This is a genomic window from Pseudoflavonifractor hominis (assembly GCF_014288125.1).
GTDB lineage: Bacteria > Bacillota > Clostridia > Oscillospirales > Oscillospiraceae > Pseudoflavonifractor_A > Pseudoflavonifractor_A gallinarum.
In genome coordinates this window covers 53,895-71,010 of the sequence record NZ_JACOPR010000011.1, presented here as the reverse complement: position 1 = coordinate 71,010, position 17,116 = coordinate 53,895, and the positions used below count along the sequence as shown (strand labels likewise).

15 protein-coding genes, 1 tRNA gene and 1 pseudogene are annotated in these 17,116 nt (G+C 60.2%); 13 read left to right on the top strand and 4 right to left on the bottom strand.

The window, feature by feature from the left end:
- Nucleotides 1–118, top strand: a pseudogene (locus tag H8S34_RS15240) (acryloyl-CoA reductase electron transfer subunit beta); the annotation flags it as partial.
- A gap of 114 nt (nt 119–232) precedes the next feature.
- A complete protein-coding gene (locus H8S34_RS14025) occupies nt 233–1,093 on the top strand; it encodes a DMT family transporter (protein WP_366486006.1) in 861 nt (286 codons plus the stop codon).
- A gap of 44 nt (nt 1,094–1,137) precedes the next feature.
- Here the strand turns inward: H8S34_RS14025 and H8S34_RS14020 are convergent, their stop codons facing one another.
- Nucleotides 1,138–1,464: a putative heavy metal-binding protein gene (locus H8S34_RS14020; protein ID WP_101691012.1), complete on the bottom strand. Its 327-nt coding sequence runs from the start codon at nt 1,462–1,464 to the stop codon at nt 1,138–1,140.
- 115 nt (nt 1,465–1,579) lie between these two features.
- Nucleotides 1,580–3,679, bottom strand: coding sequence for an ATP-dependent zinc metalloprotease FtsH (gene ftsH, locus H8S34_RS14015; RefSeq protein WP_186964318.1), 2,100 nt, complete (start codon nt 3,677–3,679; stop codon nt 1,580–1,582).
- Nucleotides 3,680–3,982: 303 nt separating this feature from the next.
- Between ftsH and rlmB the strand changes: the two genes are divergently transcribed.
- From rlmB to H8S34_RS13960, 11 genes are all read left to right on the top strand, one after another.
- Entirely contained in the window at nt 3,983–4,765 is a 783-nt protein-coding gene (gene rlmB, locus H8S34_RS14010; RefSeq protein ID WP_101691013.1) for a 23S rRNA (guanosine(2251)-2'-O)-methyltransferase RlmB, read from the top strand.
- Nucleotides 4,766–4,816: 51 nt separating this feature from the next.
- Nucleotides 4,817–7,177: a hypothetical protein gene (locus H8S34_RS14005; protein WP_186964316.1), complete on the top strand. Its 2,361-nt coding sequence runs from the start codon at nt 4,817–4,819 to the stop codon at nt 7,175–7,177.
- 36 nt (nt 7,178–7,213) lie between these two features.
- Nucleotides 7,214–7,513: a DUF6506 family protein gene (locus tag H8S34_RS14000; RefSeq protein ID WP_101691015.1), complete on the top strand. Its 300-nt coding sequence runs from the start codon at nt 7,214–7,216 to the stop codon at nt 7,511–7,513.
- A 142-nt stretch (nt 7,514–7,655) separates the two neighbouring features.
- Entirely contained in the window at nt 7,656–9,581 is a 1,926-nt protein-coding gene (htpG, locus tag H8S34_RS13995; protein WP_101691016.1) for a molecular chaperone HtpG, read from the top strand.
- 146 nt (nt 9,582–9,727) lie between these two features.
- Nucleotides 9,728–9,943, top strand: a complete 216-nt coding sequence (locus H8S34_RS13990; RefSeq protein WP_101691017.1) for a hypothetical protein — start codon at nt 9,728–9,730, stop codon at nt 9,941–9,943.
- 275 nt (nt 9,944–10,218) lie between these two features.
- Nucleotides 10,219–10,467 (top strand): hypothetical protein, encoded by a 249-nt coding sequence (locus tag H8S34_RS13985; RefSeq protein WP_101691018.1) that lies wholly within the window; start codon nt 10,219–10,221, stop codon nt 10,465–10,467.
- A gap of 156 nt (nt 10,468–10,623) precedes the next feature.
- Nucleotides 10,624–10,890, top strand: a complete 267-nt coding sequence (locus H8S34_RS13980) for a hypothetical protein (protein WP_186964315.1) — start codon at nt 10,624–10,626, stop codon at nt 10,888–10,890.
- Nucleotides 10,891–11,039: 149 nt separating this feature from the next.
- Complete coding sequence (selA, locus tag H8S34_RS13975; protein WP_186964314.1) at nt 11,040–12,434, top strand: L-seryl-tRNA(Sec) selenium transferase; 1,395 nt, start codon at nt 11,040–11,042, stop codon at nt 12,432–12,434.
- A gap of 15 nt (nt 12,435–12,449) precedes the next feature.
- The gene (selB, locus tag H8S34_RS13970; RefSeq protein WP_101691020.1) at nt 12,450–14,354 is read left to right on the top strand and encodes a selenocysteine-specific translation elongation factor; all 1,905 of its coding nucleotides are present in this window, start codon (nt 12,450–12,452) and stop codon (nt 14,352–14,354) included.
- 106 nt (nt 14,355–14,460) lie between these two features.
- A tRNA-Sec gene (locus H8S34_RS13965) sits at nt 14,461–14,556 on the top strand.
- Between the two features lie 283 nt (nt 14,557–14,839).
- On the top strand, nt 14,840–15,280 hold the full coding sequence (locus H8S34_RS13960) for an Hsp20/alpha crystallin family protein (RefSeq protein ID WP_101691021.1): 441 nt from the start codon (nt 14,840–14,842) through the stop codon (nt 15,278–15,280).
- An 89-nt stretch (nt 15,281–15,369) separates the two neighbouring features.
- Here the strand turns inward: H8S34_RS13960 and H8S34_RS13955 are convergent, their stop codons facing one another.
- Together H8S34_RS13955 and H8S34_RS13950 are read right to left on the bottom strand one after the other, a co-directional pair.
- Entirely contained in the window at nt 15,370–16,050 is a 681-nt protein-coding gene (locus tag H8S34_RS13955) for a peptidoglycan recognition protein family protein (RefSeq protein ID WP_101691022.1), read from the bottom strand.
- A 127-nt stretch (nt 16,051–16,177) separates the two neighbouring features.
- On the bottom strand, nt 16,178–17,077 hold the full coding sequence (locus H8S34_RS13950) for a DegV family protein (protein WP_186964313.1): 900 nt from the start codon (nt 17,075–17,077) through the stop codon (nt 16,178–16,180).
- Between the last annotated feature and the right edge of the window lie 39 nt (nt 17,078–17,116).

The window sequence follows — 17,116 nt, the reverse complement described above, 5'->3', positions numbered from 1 at the left end:
GAACAAGAACGAGACCGCCCCCATCTTCGAGGTGGCCTCCTACGGCATCACCGGCGACCTCTTCAAGGTCACCCCCATGCTCATCGAGTCCATCAAGGCCCTGAAGGCCTCCAAGTAATGGAATAATAAACCCGCCTCCGGACATGTCCGGAGGCGGGTTTTTGATTGGATGCTTGCCTTTTTCGGTCGGAGTTGGTAGGATAGAGCGGACTGCAAAAAGGAGGGGGTGCGGGTGGGATGGAGCCGGGCAAAAGGAATTTTATTGTTGGGTGTGCTGGGGACGGCTGTTTCGGCCATTTTGGTGCGGTATTCACAGGCCCCCTCGCTGGTGACCGCCACCTACCGCCTGGGCTGGACGGCACTTCTGCTTCTGCCTGCCGCCCTGCTCCGGGGGGGAGCAGAGTGGAAACGGGTTACCCGGCGGGACGTGGGGCTGTGTGCCCTGAGCGGAGTATGTCTGGCCCTTCACTTTGCGCTCTGGTTTGAGTCCCTGAAATGGACCAGCGTGGCCAGTTCCACCGCACTGGTGAGCACAGAGGTCATTTTTGTGGCCCTGGGCTTTGCGCTGCTCTTTGGCGGACGGATCTCCCGGCTGGGGTGGGGTGCCATTGCCCTTGCGGTGGCAGGCAGTACGGTGCTGGCCTTTGCAGGGGGCGGCTCCGGAGGAACGGTAGGGGGGAACGGACTGGCCCTGGCGGGAGCTGCAGCGGTGGCGGCATACACCCTGATTGGCAGATATCAGCGGGAGCACCTCTCCACCACGGTCTATACCGCCCTCACCTATACGGCCTGTCTGATCACCCTCTTGGTGCTGGATGGGGTCACCGGGACGGCGGTCTGGGGCTGGCCGCCCCGGGAGTGGCTCATTGGTCTGGGCCTGGCGGTGTTCTGCACGCTGATGGGACACAGCCTGTTCAGCTGGTGCCTGCGGGAGCTCTCTCCCGCCTATGTGTCGGCGGCCAAGCTCTGTGAGCCGGTCTTTGCCGCTGTACTGGCGGGGATCCTGTTCGGAGAGATTCCGGACCCGGCCGAATGGATCAGCGGAGGGATGGTCCTGGCAGGGGTACTGCTCTATACCTATACGGAACGATGAAGAAAGGCCGCGGGAACACCCTGTGTTCCCGCGGCCTTTTTCCTTTATACTGGCTCGATGGTCACTGCGGTGCCGGAGGCAGAGACCATCATCATGTTGTTCCCGGAGCCGAGGATCTCGTAGTCGATGTCCACACCAACTACCGCGTTGGCGCCCATCTGAGCGGCCCGCTGGCTCATCTCATGGAGCGCCTCTTCCCGGGCACGCTGGAGCTCCTCTTCATAGCCCTCACTGCGTCCGCCGAAGAAATTGCGCAGTCCCGCGCCGAAATCCTTGATGAAATCCACGCCGGAGACCACCTCGCCAAAGACGATGCCGTGATAGGCGCAGATGCGGTGTCCCTCGATCTGAGGGGTCGTGGTAATGATCATAGAGCTCCCTCCTACTATTTTGTTTTTCGAAAAAACAGGGGCGGCAGGAACCTGCCGCCCCTGATGGAAGCATATCATACCACAGAACACGCGTCAAGAGATGCGGAAAGCGGGATCAGGACTCCCCAGCGGGAGAATCGTCCTCCGAAGAGGGGGCGGGCGCCTCATCCTCCGGTGTGGTGTCCTGGGGCGGCTGAGGCGGAAGGACCGGCTCGCTGGTCATGTGAATGTTGCGGGCGGGGGGCTCAATGGAGCGGTCCTGGGGCTCGGGACGGGCGCCGTAGTTGTCGGCGGTGGCGGGGTCCCGGCCCTCCAGAATGGCCATCATCTCCTCGCCGGTGATGGTCTCCTTCTTGAGGAGGTAATCCACCACTTTGTCCATATCCTCCCGGTTCTCCTGGATGATATTGACTGCCTTTTCGTAGGCGCTGTGGAGGATGGACATGACGTCCTTATCAATGTCGGCGGCGGTGTCCTGGGCGCAGTCGATGCCGTAGCCGCCGTCCAGATACTGGTTGCGGCGGGAGGCCAGAGCCATCATGCCAAACTTGTCGCTCATACCGTAGAGGGCCACCATATTGCGGGCCAGGCTGGTGGCCTGCTGGATGTCTTGGGCGGCACCGTTGGTCATGGTGTGGAGGACCACTTCCTCCGCGGCACGGCCGCCCATGTAAGTGGCGATCTCCGCAAGCAGCTCGTCCCGGGTCTGGAGGTTCTTATCCTCCTCGGGGAGGTGCAGGGTGTAGCCCAGCGCGCCCTGGGTATGGGGAACGATAGTGATCTTCTGCACCGGGGTGGTGTTCTTCTGCTTGAAGGAGACCATGGCATGACCCACCTCATGGTAGGCTACCAGCTTCTTCTCAAACTCAGAGAGGACGGAGTTTTTCTTCTCCGCACCGGCGATGACCAGCTCAAAAGCGGCCAGTAGGTCGTTCTGGTTGACCGCCCGGCGGCCCAGACGGACCGCCCGGAGGGCAGCCTCGTTGACCAGGTTAGCGAGGTCCGCGCCTACCGCGCCGGCAGTGGCCAGGGCGATCTTGTTCAGATCCACGTCCTCCGCCAGACGGATGTTGCGGGTGTGGACCTGAAGCGTGGCCAGACGTCCGGCCAGGTTGGGCCGGTCCACGGTGATGCGCCGGTCAAAGCGGCCGGGACGCAGAAGGGCCTGGTCCAGCACCTCGGGCCGGTTGGTGGCGGCCAGCAGAATGACGCCCTTGGTGGGGTCGAAGCCGTCCATCTCAGCCAGCAGTTGGTTGAGGGTCTGCTCCCGCTCGTCATTGCCGCCCATGCGGTTGTCGCGGGACTTACCAATGGTGTCGATCTCGTCGATAAAGACGATGCAGGGGGCCATCTTGTTGGCCTCCTTGAAGAGGTCACGGACACGGGAGGCGCCTACGCCCACAAACATCTCCACGAAGTCGGAGCCGCTGATGGAGAAGAAGGGAACGTTGGCCTCACCGGCCACGGCCTTGGCCAGCAGTGTCTTACCGGTACCGGGAGGGCCCACCAGCAGGGCGCCCTTGGGCAGCTTGGCGCCGATCTCGGTGTATTTCTGGGGATTGTGCAGGAAGTCGATGATCTCCACCAGGGACTCCTTGGCCTCATCCTGACCGGCCACATCTTTGAAGGTGACGCCGGTCTTTTTCTCCACATAGACCTTGGCATTGGCCTTGCCGACGCCGCCCAGACCGCCGCCCATCTTGCCCGCCATGCTGCGGAACAGGAAGGAGAAGAGGGCCACCATGATGACCATGGGCAGCAGCCAGGAGACCAGGAAGCTCACCACAGGGGAGAGCTCCGGCTGGTAGGGGGTGCCGAAGCGGACATTGTGCTCCCGCAAAAGGGTAAGCAGGCTGGAGTCGTTGAGGGGAGCACAGTAATAGCTGCGGGCCTTGGAGAGCTGCTGCTCCACACTGGGGGCGCTCTCCTCACCGGCCAGGATGCTGGAAAAGAGCTGACTGTCGTTTTGCGATGCCGCAGAGGGGAGCGCGGGGGTGGCATTCGGGTCCAGACCAACGGCAGCCACATCTTCCTTGAGGTAGATGGTAAACTTGTTGCTGGTCATGGAGACGGCGTAGACCTCGTCCTCTTCCACCAGATTCAAAAACTCGCTGTATTGAATCAGGGTGGAATTGGCCTGATTGGACATGGACAGGAAGTAGTTCACCAGAATGGTGACCACCAGGGCCCATAACAGAATGGACGCAATGCCCATTAGATTGCGCTTGTTATTGTTTGAGCCGGTGTTTCGTTGTTTATCGGGCTTCAAATGAGTGCCCTCCTTACATGAAGAGTAGACCTGAATCAGAGAAATCGGTCCTGTTTTCTTTAGACTTATCTATTTATAACACAAAAGATTCGTTAATACAAGGAAGGGGGGTGTCGAAAGGTGTAAACATTCTGTGAAAGAAGCCCTTGGAGGCGGAAAGGGCAGCGAAGAGTTTGCAACTTTCCCTTTTTCCGGAGGGGGGAATGTGGTATACTGCTCTATGAATCAAATGAATGAGGAGACACATCCATGAAGGAGAACAAGACCGGAAAACGCCGGGAAGATACCCTGGAAGCGGGAGCGGACGGCATTATTGAAGGCCGCAACGCAGTCATTGAGGCGCTGCGCTCCGGAACCGCCATTGATAAAATCTATATTGCCCGGGGCGAGACCGACGCAGCCCTGGGGCACATTGCCTCGACCGCCCGCGGTAAGGGCGTGGTGGTGGTAGAGGCCGACCGCCGGAAGCTGGACAACATGAGCCGCACCCACTCCCACCAGGGGGTGATTGCCCTGGCCGCGGTGCGGGAGTATGCCAGCGTGGAGGATATTCTGAACGCCGCCCGCGAGAAGGGGGAGCCTCCCCTGATCGTGGTGTGTGACGAACTCTCAGACCCCCACAATCTGGGTGCGGTCATCCGCACCGCCGAGTGTGCCGGCGCCCACGGCGTCATCATTCCCAAGCGCCGCTCGGCCGGTCTGACCGCCATCGTGGCCAAGACCTCCGCCGGGGCGGTGAGCCATGTGCCGGTGGCCCGGGTGCCCAATCTGCCCGCCCTGCTCAAGGAGCTCAAGGACGAGGGAATCTGGGTCTTTGGCACGGCAGCCGACGGGGACCGCCTGCTCTATGAGGCTGACCTGAAGGGACCGGCTGCCATCGTCATCGGCAGCGAGGGGGACGGCATGGGACGGCTGGTGGCCGAGACCTGTGATTTCAAGGTGCGCATCCCCATGAAGGGGAAGCTCAACTCCCTCAACGCCAGCGCCGCTGCTGCCATCCTGCTCTACGAGGCGGTGCGCCAGCGGATGTAAGACCTCCCGCGCGGTGCGCGGAAGCTATTTCAACATAATCAGGAGAAGATCATGTCGAAGGATAACGACGACAAGTTCCATACCGAAGAACCTGAGCTGGAATTTTCTCTGGAGGACATTCTGGCGGAGTACGGACAGGAGTCACAGAAGGAACCGGATGCGCGGACCCCGATCCCCCTGGACCAGTACCAGGACCGGGAAGAGCCGGAGCCGGCCGACCCCACTCCGCCCCGCGGAGGGCGCGGGGGAAAGCGGGCCCGGGGCCATCTGCTGACCTTCCCGGGCCATTCCACCGCAGAGGAGAAGAAACAGGACGCTGTGGAGGAGCCGGCCCCACCGCAGGAGCAGACACCTGAGCCGGACCCTCCAGAACCCAAGCCTCTGGAATCCAAGACACCAAAACCCAAAGCTCCCTCCGGCGGCCGCCGCCTTGCGCAGAAGCCTGAGCCGGCGCGGAACGCGGAGAAGGCTGGAGAACCCGAGTCCGAGCCGCCCACCCCGGAAGGGGAGGAGACGGCTCCGGTCCAGTCCCAGAAGAAGGAGAAAGTCGTTCCCTTCCCGGGCGGGGAGGAAAAGGGGCTGCTGGGCCGGTTCCGAAAGCTGAAGAAGCAGGCGGATGCCTACGCGGACCACATGTTTGAGGAAGAGGGGAGCGAGGAAGCTCCCGAGGTCCGCCGGGCAGAGCGGTACATCCCGGGCGTGGATGTGGAGGAACCGGAGGAGGAGCGCCCGCCCCGACGGAAGCGCCGTCCCCCGCCGCCCATCCCGGACACGCCGCCCCAGGAGCTGTTCCGGCGCTATAACCGGGGGATGGGGGTCCTCAAGCTGCGCATCGTCCTGCTCTTTTTGCTGTGTGTACCCCTGCTCTATTTGTCGGTGGGCCAGGCGGTGAACGCACCCATGCCCGGGACCCTGGAGGGGAACCACACCCTTCAGCTCTACGCCCAGGCTGCGCTGCTGGGCGCGGCCATGCTGTTGGGGATCGATGCGCTGGGGCGCGGACTGTACCATCTGCTCATCCTGCACGTAGAGCTGGACAGCGTGATGGCCCTGGCCTGTGCCGCCGCCCTGGCGGATGCGCTGACCATGCCGCTGATGGAGGGGAGCCCCCAGCGCCAGCCCTATTGTGCCATTGCGGCCCTGGCCCTCGGCTTCAATCTGTACGGATATTACTGTAAGCGCAAGGGACTGCGGGTGGCCTGCCGCACAGCGGCCTCCGCCTCGGAGCCCTATCTGGTCACCCTGGATGAGAATAAGTGGAATGGGCGGGACGCCTATGCGAAATGGTCGGGGGAGCCGGTGGGCTTTGGCCGCCAGATCCAGGCTACCGAAGGGGCCCAGCGCATCTACCATATTATGGCCCCCCTCATTCTCCTAGCCTGTCTGCTCTTTTCGGTGCTGGCCTCCATTGGCAGGCGGCGGCCGGAGGATATCCTCTGGTGTCTTTCGGCCACCCTGAGCGCAGGAGCGTCGTTCTCTTCGACGCTTTGCTACGGCATCCCGTGGCGCTCCCTCTCCCTGCGTCTGGCGAAAAGCGGAGCCGCTCTGGCCGGCTGGGACGGGATCACCGGGACCAGCGGAAGCGCGGGGATTCTGCTGACCGATCAGGACCTCTTCCCGCCCGGGACGGTCTCCCTCAACGGGATCAAGATCTTTGGGGATTTCCCGGTAGAGAAAGTGGTGGGCGTGACCGCCACGCTCATTCGGGATACCGGCTGTGGACTGGATAAGATCTTCCACGATCTGCTCCGCAGTCAGGGGGCCATCTACCGCCGCAGCCAGGATTTCTGCTGCTACGAGGGGGGCGGTGTATCTGCCCTCATCCGGAACGAAGTAGTGCTGGTGGGCTCGGCCTCCTTCATGCATCTGATGGAGGTGCCCCTGCCCCAGGGACTGAACGTGAAAAACGCGGTATTCTGCGCCATTGACGGGGAATTGGCCGGGCTGTTTGCCCTGAAATACACCCTGCATGGCACAGTGGAGCCCGCCATCAGCGCCCTGATCAGCAACCGGATCTCCCCGGTGCTGGCCACCCGGGACTTTAATATCATCCCCGCCATGCTCCGCCAGCGCTTCAAGCTGCCGGCGGACAAGATGGAGTTCCCGGCGGTGGAGCGGCGGGTGGAGCTCTCCTCCCAGCGGCAGAGCCACAGTGAGCTGCTTACCGCCGTGCTCTGCCGGGAGGGGGTGGGACCCTTTACCGAGGCTGCCGTGGGCGGGAAACGTCTGCGCCTGGCGGTGCGGATCTCCACGGCGCTGGCCTGTCTGGGGTCCTGTGTGGGCGTGCTGCTCGCCTTTTACCTCACCTTTATGGCGGCGTATGACTCGCTGACTCCCTTTAATCTGCTGGTCTTTTTGGGCATGTGGCTGGTGCCCACCATTCTCATTTCCAACTGGGTAAACCGCTATTAGAGCGGGAGCGGAAGACAGAAAAAGGAGATGGACGGCATGAAAAAGAAATACGCGATGATGATCATGAACGAGCTTCATAACCCGGAGACCGACCATGCCCGGCTGGATACCTCCGCCACCGAGACCCATATCCTCACGGTGCGCAATCCGGAGGAGGCGGTAGCCAAGGCGGTAGAACTGGCCGATGCGGGGTTCGGCACCATTGAGGTGTGCGGCGCCTTTGGAGAAGAGCTGGCCCGGAAGATGTACGACGCGGCAGGGCACCGGCTCACCGTCTGCTATGTGGTCTGCCCCCCGGATCAGCTGGAGGCCACGCTGAAATTCTGGTCGGAGTGACCGCCAGGAGAAATTGTAAACATTCTGGAAACCCCCTTGCAAAGTGGGGCGGGAAGGGCTATCATAGGGTTAGCACTCTATAGGAAAGAGTGCTAACCCTATTTTGTTTACGATTTATGTTTTATATGGAGGCGTATATACCATGGAAAAGAAAGCCTTTCAGGCCGAATCACAGCGGCTGTTGGATCTGATGATCAACTCCATTTATACCCATAAGGAGATCTTCCTCCGGGAGCTCATCTCCAACGCCAGCGATGCTGTGGACAAGCTGGCCTACAAGGCCCTCACCGATGACCAGGTGGGTCTGAACCGCTCCGACTTCAAGATCACCCTGACTCCGGATCAGATCAAGCGGACCCTCACCATCTCGGACAACGGCATCGGCATGACCAAGGAGGAGCTGGAGCAGAATCTGGGTACCATTGCTAAGAGCGGCTCCCTCCAGTTCAAGCAGGACATGGCCGCCAAGGACGAGGGCAAGGGCAAGAGCGATGTGGACATCATCGGTCAGTTCGGTGTGGGCTTCTACTCCGCCTTTATGGTGGCCGATGAGGTGACGGTGACCTCCCGTGCCTACGGCAGCGAGGAGGCCTGGCGCTGGACCTCTGACGGCAAGGACGGCTACACCATGGAGCCCTGCGAGAAGGATACGGTGGGCACCGACATCGTACTCCACATCAAAGCCAACACGGAGGACGACCACTACGACGAATATCTGGAGCAGTACCGCCTCAGCGACCTGGTGAAGAAGTATTCGGACTATATCCACTACCCCATCGTCATGCTCATGCACAAATCACGCCAGAAGCCCCGTCCGGAGGACGCCGGTGAGGACTATAAGCCCGAGTGGGAGGACTATGACGAGTGGCAGACCCTCAACTCCATGGTTCCCCTGTGGCAGCGGCCCAAGAGCGAGGTCAAGGAGGAGGAGTACAACCAGTTCTATAAGGAGAAGTACGGCGACTGGGAGGATCCCCTGCGGGTGGTCCATGTCTCCGCCGAGGGCGCGGTGGAATATAAGGCTATGCTCTATATCCCGGCCCATGCTCCCTTTGATTTCTACTCCCGGGACTATCAGAAGGGCCTGCAGCTCTACTCCTCGGGCGTGCTCATCATGGATCAGTGCGCCGACCTGCTGCCCGACCACTTCCGCTTTGTCAAGGGCGTGGTGGACTCTCAGGACTTCTCCCTGAATATCTCCCGCGAGATGCTCCAGCATACCCGGCAGCTCAAGGTGATCGCGGGCAATCTGGAGAAGAAGATCAAGGCTGAGCTCCTCAAGCTCCAGAAGGACGAGAGGGAGAAGTACGAGCAGTTCTGGAAGGCCTTCGGCATGCAGATCAAGTACGGCATCCTGGCCGACTACGGCGCCCATAAGGAGCTGCTGAAGGACCTGCTCCTCTTCTGGTCCTCCAAGGAGGGCAAGATGGTCACCCTGGCCGAGTACCAGTCCCGCATGGCAGAGGATCAGAAGTTTATCTACTTCGCCGCCGGCGAGAGCGTGGAAAAGATCGCCCAGCTGCCCCAGACCGAGCGCATCCGGGACAAGGGCTATGAGATCCTCTACCTTACTGACGAGCCCGACGAGTTCGTCATGAACCTGCTGGGCGAGCTGGACGGCAAGGCCTTCAAGTCGGTCAGTGACAGCGATGCCCTCCCGGAGAGCGAGGAGGAGAAGGCCCAGGCCGAGAAGAAGGCGGAGGAAAACAAGGACGTACTGGACTTCGTGAAGGAGACCCTGGGCGACAAGATCAAGGAGGCCCGCATCTCCAAAATCCTCAAGACCGGCGCGGTGTGCATGACGGCCGACGGTCCGGTCACGCTGGAGATGGAGAAGTACTTCCGCCGGGTGGACCCGGACCACGCGGACAACATGAAGGCCCAGCGGGTGCTGGAGCTCAATCCCGATTCGGGGGCCTTTGCCGCCCTTCGGGAGGCCATGGAGAGTGACCAGGAGAAGGCCAAGGTCTATGCAGAGCTCCTCTACCATCAGGCCCTGCTCATTGCCGGTCTCCCCATCGAAGATACCACCCGTTACACCGAGCTGGTCTGTTCCCTGATGAAGTAAGAGAGCCTCTGGCGTAAATGCACAAAATCATGCCGCTGTAAGGACGACAAAACCGTTGGATGAAGAGAGCTCGTCTCTTTTCAAAGTATGTACTATGTAGTATAATAAAAGAAGAGCAACGGTATTACTGACAGGGGGCATGACCGATGGTTATAACCATGACTTTCTCCTCCCGGGAGGAGATCCAGCGACTTCGTGAACTGGCGCTTTCCGTATCTGAGGCGGTCACCATCCGTTCTCTTGACGGAGAAATCGCCCTGAATGCAAAATCTCCCATGGGGATCTATGCGCTGGATTTTTCCCAGCCGGTGGAGATCGTCACAGACTCTCAGTGGCTTCAGGAGCAGCTGGAGCACTGGTGATCGGACCGAGTGCAGCACAAAAATGGCATATGAACTCCGCGCCGCATTGCGGCGCGGAGTTTTTATATCCTGACTAATTTCATTGGGAGAGGGAAAGAGTCGTGACTCTGTGGATTGCAATGGGGGATTTATAAATTAACTAGCGCAGTATAGAGGCTATAATATGAAAAAATGCTTGTATACGGCCTATAAAAGGGCTCCGTTTTTATATAAGTATGCCATTGCGTGCAAAAATACGCCGTGATATACTCGTAGGCGAAAAGGAGGTATGACGTATGGTCATCGAAAAGAAATTTAACTCCATTTCTGAGATCTCTGCGCTCCAGCGCATTGCCAGCATGGCGGATAAAGAAGTCTATCTCTCCAATCAGGAGGAGACCATCAAGGTGGATGCCCGGTCCTTCATCGGACTGTTTGCCCTGGATTTTTCCCAGCCCCTCAAGGTCATCACCGACTCTCTCTATGTGATCCGCATGATCGAGATGGATCTCAGAAAGCAATCCTGCGCGGCGGCAGTTCGCTAAGCGCAGTCTCTTTTTAAATAGAAGCCGATGGGATGTTTTGTCCCATCGGCTTTCGTTTTACCGGATCTTTGCTTGTTTTTTACCTCTGATTGCTGGCTTTTCTGCCGGAGAAGAGGTATTTTATCTCAGAATCACGCATAGGAAAGAGGAAAGTCCATGGAGGCATGGAAGCTGAAAACCTGGGACCTTGTGTCTGCGCTGCTGTTCCTGGTAGGGGCCCTTTTGTTTGGGGTGGGCTGTTTTCGCCTGGGGATACTCTGGATGGCGGCTGGAGGTATCGTGGTGCTTTCCAGTATTGTGCTCGCACTGTGTAAGCTGCGTTGTCCCTTTTGCCGTCGTTTTCTGGGCCTTCTCTCCGCCGGGAACATGTCATTTTGCCCCCACTGTGGAGCTCCGCTGGAGGAGAAGAGCCGCGATATATGACATGCCGCTGCGCCTGCGCCCTTGGGGAGTGGGTGCGGCATCTTTTTCTCCCTGGTTGTCCTTGTCTCTCTACCTGGAATCATGTATAATAATGCTACTGAATTTCCGGACGTCTGTCCGCACATCTGTGACTGGAGGTTTTCCCCTCGATGAATCGACAGCTGTTGCAGCAGCTCCCCAAAATGGACGTGCTTCTGGCCCATCCGGCCATTGCGTCCGCCCAGGAGGAGCTGCCTTACTATGCACTGAAAGAGGCGGCCAGAACCGCCCTGGAGGAGCTGCGCCGCGGGATCCTGGATGGAACGGTGGAGGTCCTGCCCGACCTGGACACCCTGGCTGCCCAGACTACGGCCCGGGCCCGGGCGTCCTGCCGTCCCCACCTGCGCGCCGTCATCAACGGTACCGGCGTGGTGCTGCATACAAACCTGGGCCGCGCCCCTCTGGGCGAGGAGGCGGCCCGGGCGGTCTATGAGGCGGCCCGGGGGTATTCCAACCTGGAATATGACATCGATTCCGGGCGCCGCGGCAGCCGCTTTTCCCACATTGAGCCGCTTATTTGCTCTCTGACCGGGTCGGAGGCCGCCCTGGCGGTCAACAACAACGCCGCGGCGGTATTCCTCATGCTCTCGGCCCTGGCGGCTGGAAAAAAAGTGGCGATCTCCCGGGGGGAGCTGGTAGAGATCGGCGGTTCCTTCCGGGTGCCGGAGATCATGGCCCGCAGCGGGGCACAGCTGGTGGAGGTGGGTACCACCAACAAGACCCATCTCTCCGATTACCGCCGCGCCATTGAAGAGCAGGGGGCTGAGATCCTCCTGAAGGTCCACACCAGCAACTTCAAGCTCATTGGCTTTACCGAGGGGGTCTCCATTGCCGATCTGGTCGCCCTGGGCCGGGAGAAGGGTGTGCCTGTCTTCCACGATCTGGGCAGCGGCGCCCTCTATGACGACCCTGCTCTGGGCGTCCCCGAGGGCCCCACGGTGGAGGAGAGCGTGCGCGCCGGTGCCGATGTGATCTGCTTCTCCGGCGACAAGCTGCTGGGCGGGCCCCAGGCGGGCATCGCCATTGGCCGGGCCCCCTATATCCAGGCCATGAAGAAGGATCAGTTTGCCCGGGTGGTGCGCATTGACAAGCTGACGCTGGCGGCGCTGGAGGCCACCCTGCGCACCTACCGGGATCATGCGCTGGCCGGCCGGAGCATTCCCACCCTGGCCATGCTGGGGGCGCGGCCGGAGACCCTGGAGCCCAAGGCACGCGCCCGGGCGGAGGAGCTCTCTGCCCGCTTTGCGGGAAAATGTGTCTTCTCCGCCGCGCCGGACAACGGCGAGGTGGGGGGCGGAAGCCTGCCCGGCGTGCCCCTGCCTACCTGGGTGGTGGAGCTCTCGCCGGTCTCCCTCACGGTCTCCGCGCTGGAGGAGGCCCTCCGGGCCTGGGAGACTCCCATTGTGGGACGGGTAAGCCGCAATCAGTATCTGCTGGATGTCCGCACCCTGACCGACGCCGACTGGGCGGAGATCATCCGGGCTCTGGACACGATCTTGAACTAAAGGAGCGCCACGGCTATGAAGCATATCATCATCGGCACCGCCGGCCATGTGGACCACGGCAAGACCTGTCTGACCCGGGCCCTGACCGGCGTGGACACCGACCGGCTGAAAGAGGAACAGAAGCGGGGCATCACCATTGAGATCGGCTTTGCCCAGCTCACGCTGCCCAACGGCCAGACCGCCAGCATCATCGACGTGCCCGGACATGAGAAGTTCATCCGCAACATGCTGGTGGGCGCCGCGGGCATGGATGTGGTCCTGATGGTCATTGCGGCCGACGAGGGCTTTATGCCCCAGACCCGGGAGCACCTGGGCATCCTCTCCCTGCTGGGGGTGCAGAACGGCATCATCGTGGTCACCAAGGCCGACATGGTGGATGAGGAGTGGCTGGAGGCCATCGAGGAGGAGGCCCGGGAGACTGTCCAGGGCACCTTCCTCCAGGACGCTCCCATCCTGGCGGTGTCCTCCTACACCGGCCAGGGCATTGAGGAGCTGAAAGAGCTCATTGTCAAGCTGGTGGAGGGAGCGGAACAGCGCAACCAGGACCGGCCCTTCCGCCTGCCCGTGGACCGGGTGTTCTCGGTGGACGGCTTCGGCACGGTGGTCACCGGTACCCTGCTGGAGGGCTCCATGCAGCTGGGGGAGGAGGTCTGCATCTACCCCAGTGAGAAAAAGGCCCGCATCCGCGGTCTTCAGAACCACGATAAGGCAGAGGAGCGGGCCAGCGCCGGCATGCGCGTGGCGGTCAACCTCTCGGGCATCGACAAGGCGGATATCAAGCGGGGCGACACCGTGGCCAAGCCTGGCTCCATGGTCCTCTCCCGCCAAATGGACGTGCAGCTCACCATGCTCAAGGACGCGCCCTATGCCATCAAAAACGACTCCCAGCTCCACTTCCACCACGGCAGCCGGGAGCTGGTGTGTAAGTGCGTGGTGCTGGGAAAGGATACCCTGGAGCCCGGCGAGACCGGCTTTGCCCAGCTCCGCTTCCAGGAAGATGTGGCGGTGAAGAATGGCGACCACTATGTGGTGCGCTTCTTCTCTCCCATGGTGACGGTGGGCGGCGGTGTGATCCTGAACGCCGATCCCGGCCGGCATAAGCGCAACGATCCCGCCGTGCTGGAGGGACTGGCTGCCCGCGCCTCGGGCTCCTCCGAGAAGCAGGTGATGGAGGCCCTCCGTCAGGCCGGGTCCGCCATGCCCAAGAAGCACGACCTGGCCAAGGCGGCCGGTCTCACCGAGGCCGAACTGAGCGAGTCCCTGGCCCAACTCATGGAAGAGGGGCGTGTGGTGGAGCTGGGCGGCCGCTATGTGGACCACGATACCATCGAGGCCCTGTGGGAAAAGGCAGTCAAGCTCCTGAGCGCCTATCACAAGGCCCAGCCGCTCCAGCCCGGCATGAACCGGGGAGAGTTCCGCGGAAAGCTCCTGCCCACCGCCTCTCCCACCGCCATCGATGCGCTCATCGACTACTATGCCGAGCACCGCGGCCTGCGGATCGAGGGTCCCACCATTGCCCTGCCTGACTTCCAGGTGGTGTGGAATTCCTTCTACACCGGACTGCGGGACCAGATCCTGGACCTGTACGGCAAGGCCGCCCTGGCTCCGGAGAATCTGGACGATGTGCTCGCCTCCTTTGGAAAGAAGCAGGACGGCGCCCGCCAGGTGGTCCAGCGCCTCTTCTACGACGGGGAGCTGGTGGCCCTCAACGCACAGATCGTGCTGCGGAAGGATTTTTACGAGAAGGCCCTTCAGGGACTCTATGACCTCTTTGCCCAGAAGCCGGAGCTGCTCCTGGCCGAGTTCCGGGATGCCCTGGGCATCTCCCGCAAGTATGCGCTGGCACTGCTGGAGTTCTGGGACAGCGAGGGCGTGACCCGGAAAAATGGCGATGTACGGGTACTTTTGAAAAAAGTATAGGATATTTTTCGGGAAAATACGCTCAAATAGTTGACGAAAGCATTCGATACTGTTATAATAAGAGTTACTGTATATCGGTTTTATCAATAAAGCCGTGCAGTAACATGGGGATAGAAGGGTATCTGGTGAGCCCCGCGGTCTTCAAAACCGTAGAGGGCGGCGTTCCCGCCTTGGTGAGTTCGATTCTTACCTGTCCCCGCCAGAGGACCGCCCGCGCTCGAAAGAGCGCGGGCGGTTTTTTATCCGGCTCTTGGATAGAAATTGATTCCATATTGTACTTCTTTTCTGATAATAGAGTGCAAGACGGCATAGAATAAGCTGGAAATATGTCTTTTCTTGCTACATATCATGAACGCTTTGTAAACATTAGCACTCTCATATTGACAGTGCTAAAACTTGGGACTATGATAGACATGTACCAAGGAGGGAGAGAAAAGATCTCCCCGGCGGGCACAGATATGAGCTGTGAAATGGAGGAATGACATATGTTGCCCAGTCTGTTTGGTGAAAATCTGTTTGATGATTTCTTTGGTGATTCGATCCACAAGAATTTCTTTGGCGGACATGATCCGCTCTACGGCAAGCACGCCAAGAACCTGATGAAGACCGATGTCCGGGAGCTGGATCACAGCTATGAGGTGGATATCGATCTGCCTGGCTTCCAAAAGGATGAGGTCAATCTGGAGCTGCGGGACGGTTATCTGACCGTCAGCGCGTCCAAGGGCCTCAACAAGGAGCAGAAGGATGAGGAGGGACGCTATATCCGCCAGGAGCGTTACAGCGGCGCCTGCTCCCGGAGCTTCTATGTGGGTGACGTGAAGCCGGAAGAGGTCCACGCCAAGTACGAGGACGGTATTTTGAAGCTGTCCGTTCCCAAGGTGGAAGAGCAGGCGGTGGATAACCCCAACCGCATTGCCATTGAGTGACCAAATCAAAAAAATATCCACCGGACCAGCTGGTCCGGTGGATATTTTTTATGGTCTTGGTCGGGTAACGCCCCATTTTCGCAGGGGACTCAGTCCTGCATCTGGTCCAGATCGGCCTTGAACTGCTCCCACTGCTCCGGGTGCTCCACATAGTAGCGGGGACATTCCTTGCCCGTCACGTCATAGTGACGGATGACCTGATCGGTGCTCAGGTGAAATTCTTCCTGAAGCCAGTGGACCAGCTTCAGGAGGGACTGATAGGTGGCCTCTGTAAAGGCGCCTTCCTCATCCGGGTGGCAGCACTCGATGGAGATGGTGTCCTTGTTGCGCTGGCTGGTGCAGTAAGACCACTCATCCAGGGGGATGCACTGGATGATCTCGCCGTCCAGCCCGATCAGAAAGTGACTGCTGGCATAAGTATTGGAATCGGGCTCCCCTTCGGCTGCGGGCTCCTGCTGGGCAAGTCCCGCAAAAAAGCTCCGGTTCTGCTCGGCCGTCGTGCCGGGATTGCCCACATAGTGGACGATGATACCAGTGACCTCCTCCAGCTTGGTGCCGGGACGGGAAAAGGGATTGATCTCCAAAAGCTCCTGGGTGACCCAGTCGGGCGGGGTGGGAGCGGAGGACAGAAACTGGGGCAGAGCCAGCTTGATCCCGAGCAGCACCAGCACGATCACACCTAGGATGGCGGGCAGAATGAACGGATTTCCCCTCCGCACCTGCTGTTTTTCCCGGGAAGCCAACCGTTTTCCGCCCCGCTGCTGTGCCATATCCACTCTCTCCTTCGCCGTTTGATGGATACCATTATAACAGTTTTTTCGGCAAAGGTCTTTACAATTTCATAAAAAAGCAGCGTGTGGGCGGGATCTGCTTCAGACCCCGCCCACACGCTAGAACTTATTCTTCGTCCAAAAACTGAATACAGGCCCCCAACACACCGGAGCCAATATAGACGCTGAGTGTGGCGTCCATCTCCCCCTGCCAGAAGTGCAGATGTTCCGGCAGAGCAGCGGCAATGGTCTGCCGCAGCTGCGCCATCTCCTCCGGCGCGCCGCCATTGGCCACCGCCAGATTATAGCGCCGGCCCTGTCCCTGTTCGGCCGCCCGGGCGGAGAGAAGCTCCAAGAGCTTTCCCTGGACGGCTTTGCGTCCCCGGACCTTGGCCACACTGGAGAGCTGGCCGTCCGCGGCAAATCCCACCAGAGGCTTGATGTTGAGCATGGTACCGGCCAGAGCGGTGATCTTTCCGATGCGCCCACCCTTCTGGAGATACTCCAGGGTGTCCACGGAAAAATAGGGGTAGGTGTTCCGGATCAGCGCGGGCACACGCTGTTCCACCAGCTTGTCCCAGGTCATCCCGGCCTGGATATCCTCCCATACTTGGAGCAGCGTAATCCCAATTCCCAGGCTGCCGCTGAGGGAGTCAAAGACGGCCACCTCCAGATCCTCCCGGGCGAGCCCCTGGAGGCGCACCATATTGTAGGTGCCCGAGAGACCGGAGGAGAGGTGGATGGCAATGACCTTCTCATAGCCCTGCGCGGCAATGTGGTCCAGGGTATCCTTGACCGAGCCCCCATCGGGGAGGGAGGTCTGAGGCAGTTCACCGGCGGCCTGGCGTGTATAGATATCGGAGGCAAAGATGTCCACGCCGTCGGAAAATTCCCCGTCCCGGCAGCGGATCTTCAGGGGAAGGACAAAGATAGGGGTTCCTGCCCGCTGCTCCGCGCTCAGATCGGCGCAGGAGTCGGTAAGCAGGGCGATCTTCTGAGGATTGCGGTCGAAACAGACGTCGTTCATTGACAAGTTCATCATCCTACTCTATAATACTCACATAAC

Coding starts and splice junctions, on each gene's coding strand:
- H8S34_RS13990 (WP_101691017.1), top strand. CDS start 9,728: ATGGTTATAACCATGACTTTCTCCTCCCGGGAGGAGATCCAGCGACTT.
- htpG (WP_101691016.1), top strand. CDS start 7,656: ATGGAAAAGAAAGCCTTTCAGGCCGAATCACAGCGGCTGTTGGATCTG.
- H8S34_RS13960 (WP_101691021.1), top strand. CDS start 14,840: ATGTTGCCCAGTCTGTTTGGTGAAAATCTGTTTGATGATTTCTTTGGT.
- rlmB (WP_101691013.1), top strand. CDS start 3,983: ATGAAGGAGAACAAGACCGGAAAACGCCGGGAAGATACCCTGGAAGCG.
- H8S34_RS14020 (WP_101691012.1), bottom strand. CDS start 1,464: ATGATCATTACCACGACCCCTCAGATCGAGGGACACCGCATCTGCGCC.
- H8S34_RS13950 (WP_186964313.1), bottom strand. CDS start 17,077: ATGAACGACGTCTGTTTCGACCGCAATCCTCAGAAGATCGCCCTGCTT.
- H8S34_RS14000 (WP_101691015.1), top strand. CDS start 7,214: ATGAAAAAGAAATACGCGATGATGATCATGAACGAGCTTCATAACCCG.
- ftsH (WP_186964318.1), bottom strand. CDS start 3,679: ATGGGCATTGCGTCCATTCTGTTATGGGCCCTGGTGGTCACCATTCTG.
- H8S34_RS13985 (WP_101691018.1), top strand. CDS start 10,219: ATGGTCATCGAAAAGAAATTTAACTCCATTTCTGAGATCTCTGCGCTC.
- H8S34_RS13955 (WP_101691022.1), bottom strand. CDS start 16,050: ATGGCACAGCAGCGGGGCGGAAAACGGTTGGCTTCCCGGGAAAAACAG.
- H8S34_RS13980 (WP_186964315.1), top strand. CDS start 10,624: ATGGAGGCATGGAAGCTGAAAACCTGGGACCTTGTGTCTGCGCTGCTG.
- H8S34_RS14005 (WP_186964316.1), top strand. CDS start 4,817: ATGTCGAAGGATAACGACGACAAGTTCCATACCGAAGAACCTGAGCTG.
- selA (WP_186964314.1), top strand. CDS start 11,040: ATGAATCGACAGCTGTTGCAGCAGCTCCCCAAAATGGACGTGCTTCTG.
- selB (WP_101691020.1), top strand. CDS start 12,450: ATGAAGCATATCATCATCGGCACCGCCGGCCATGTGGACCACGGCAAG.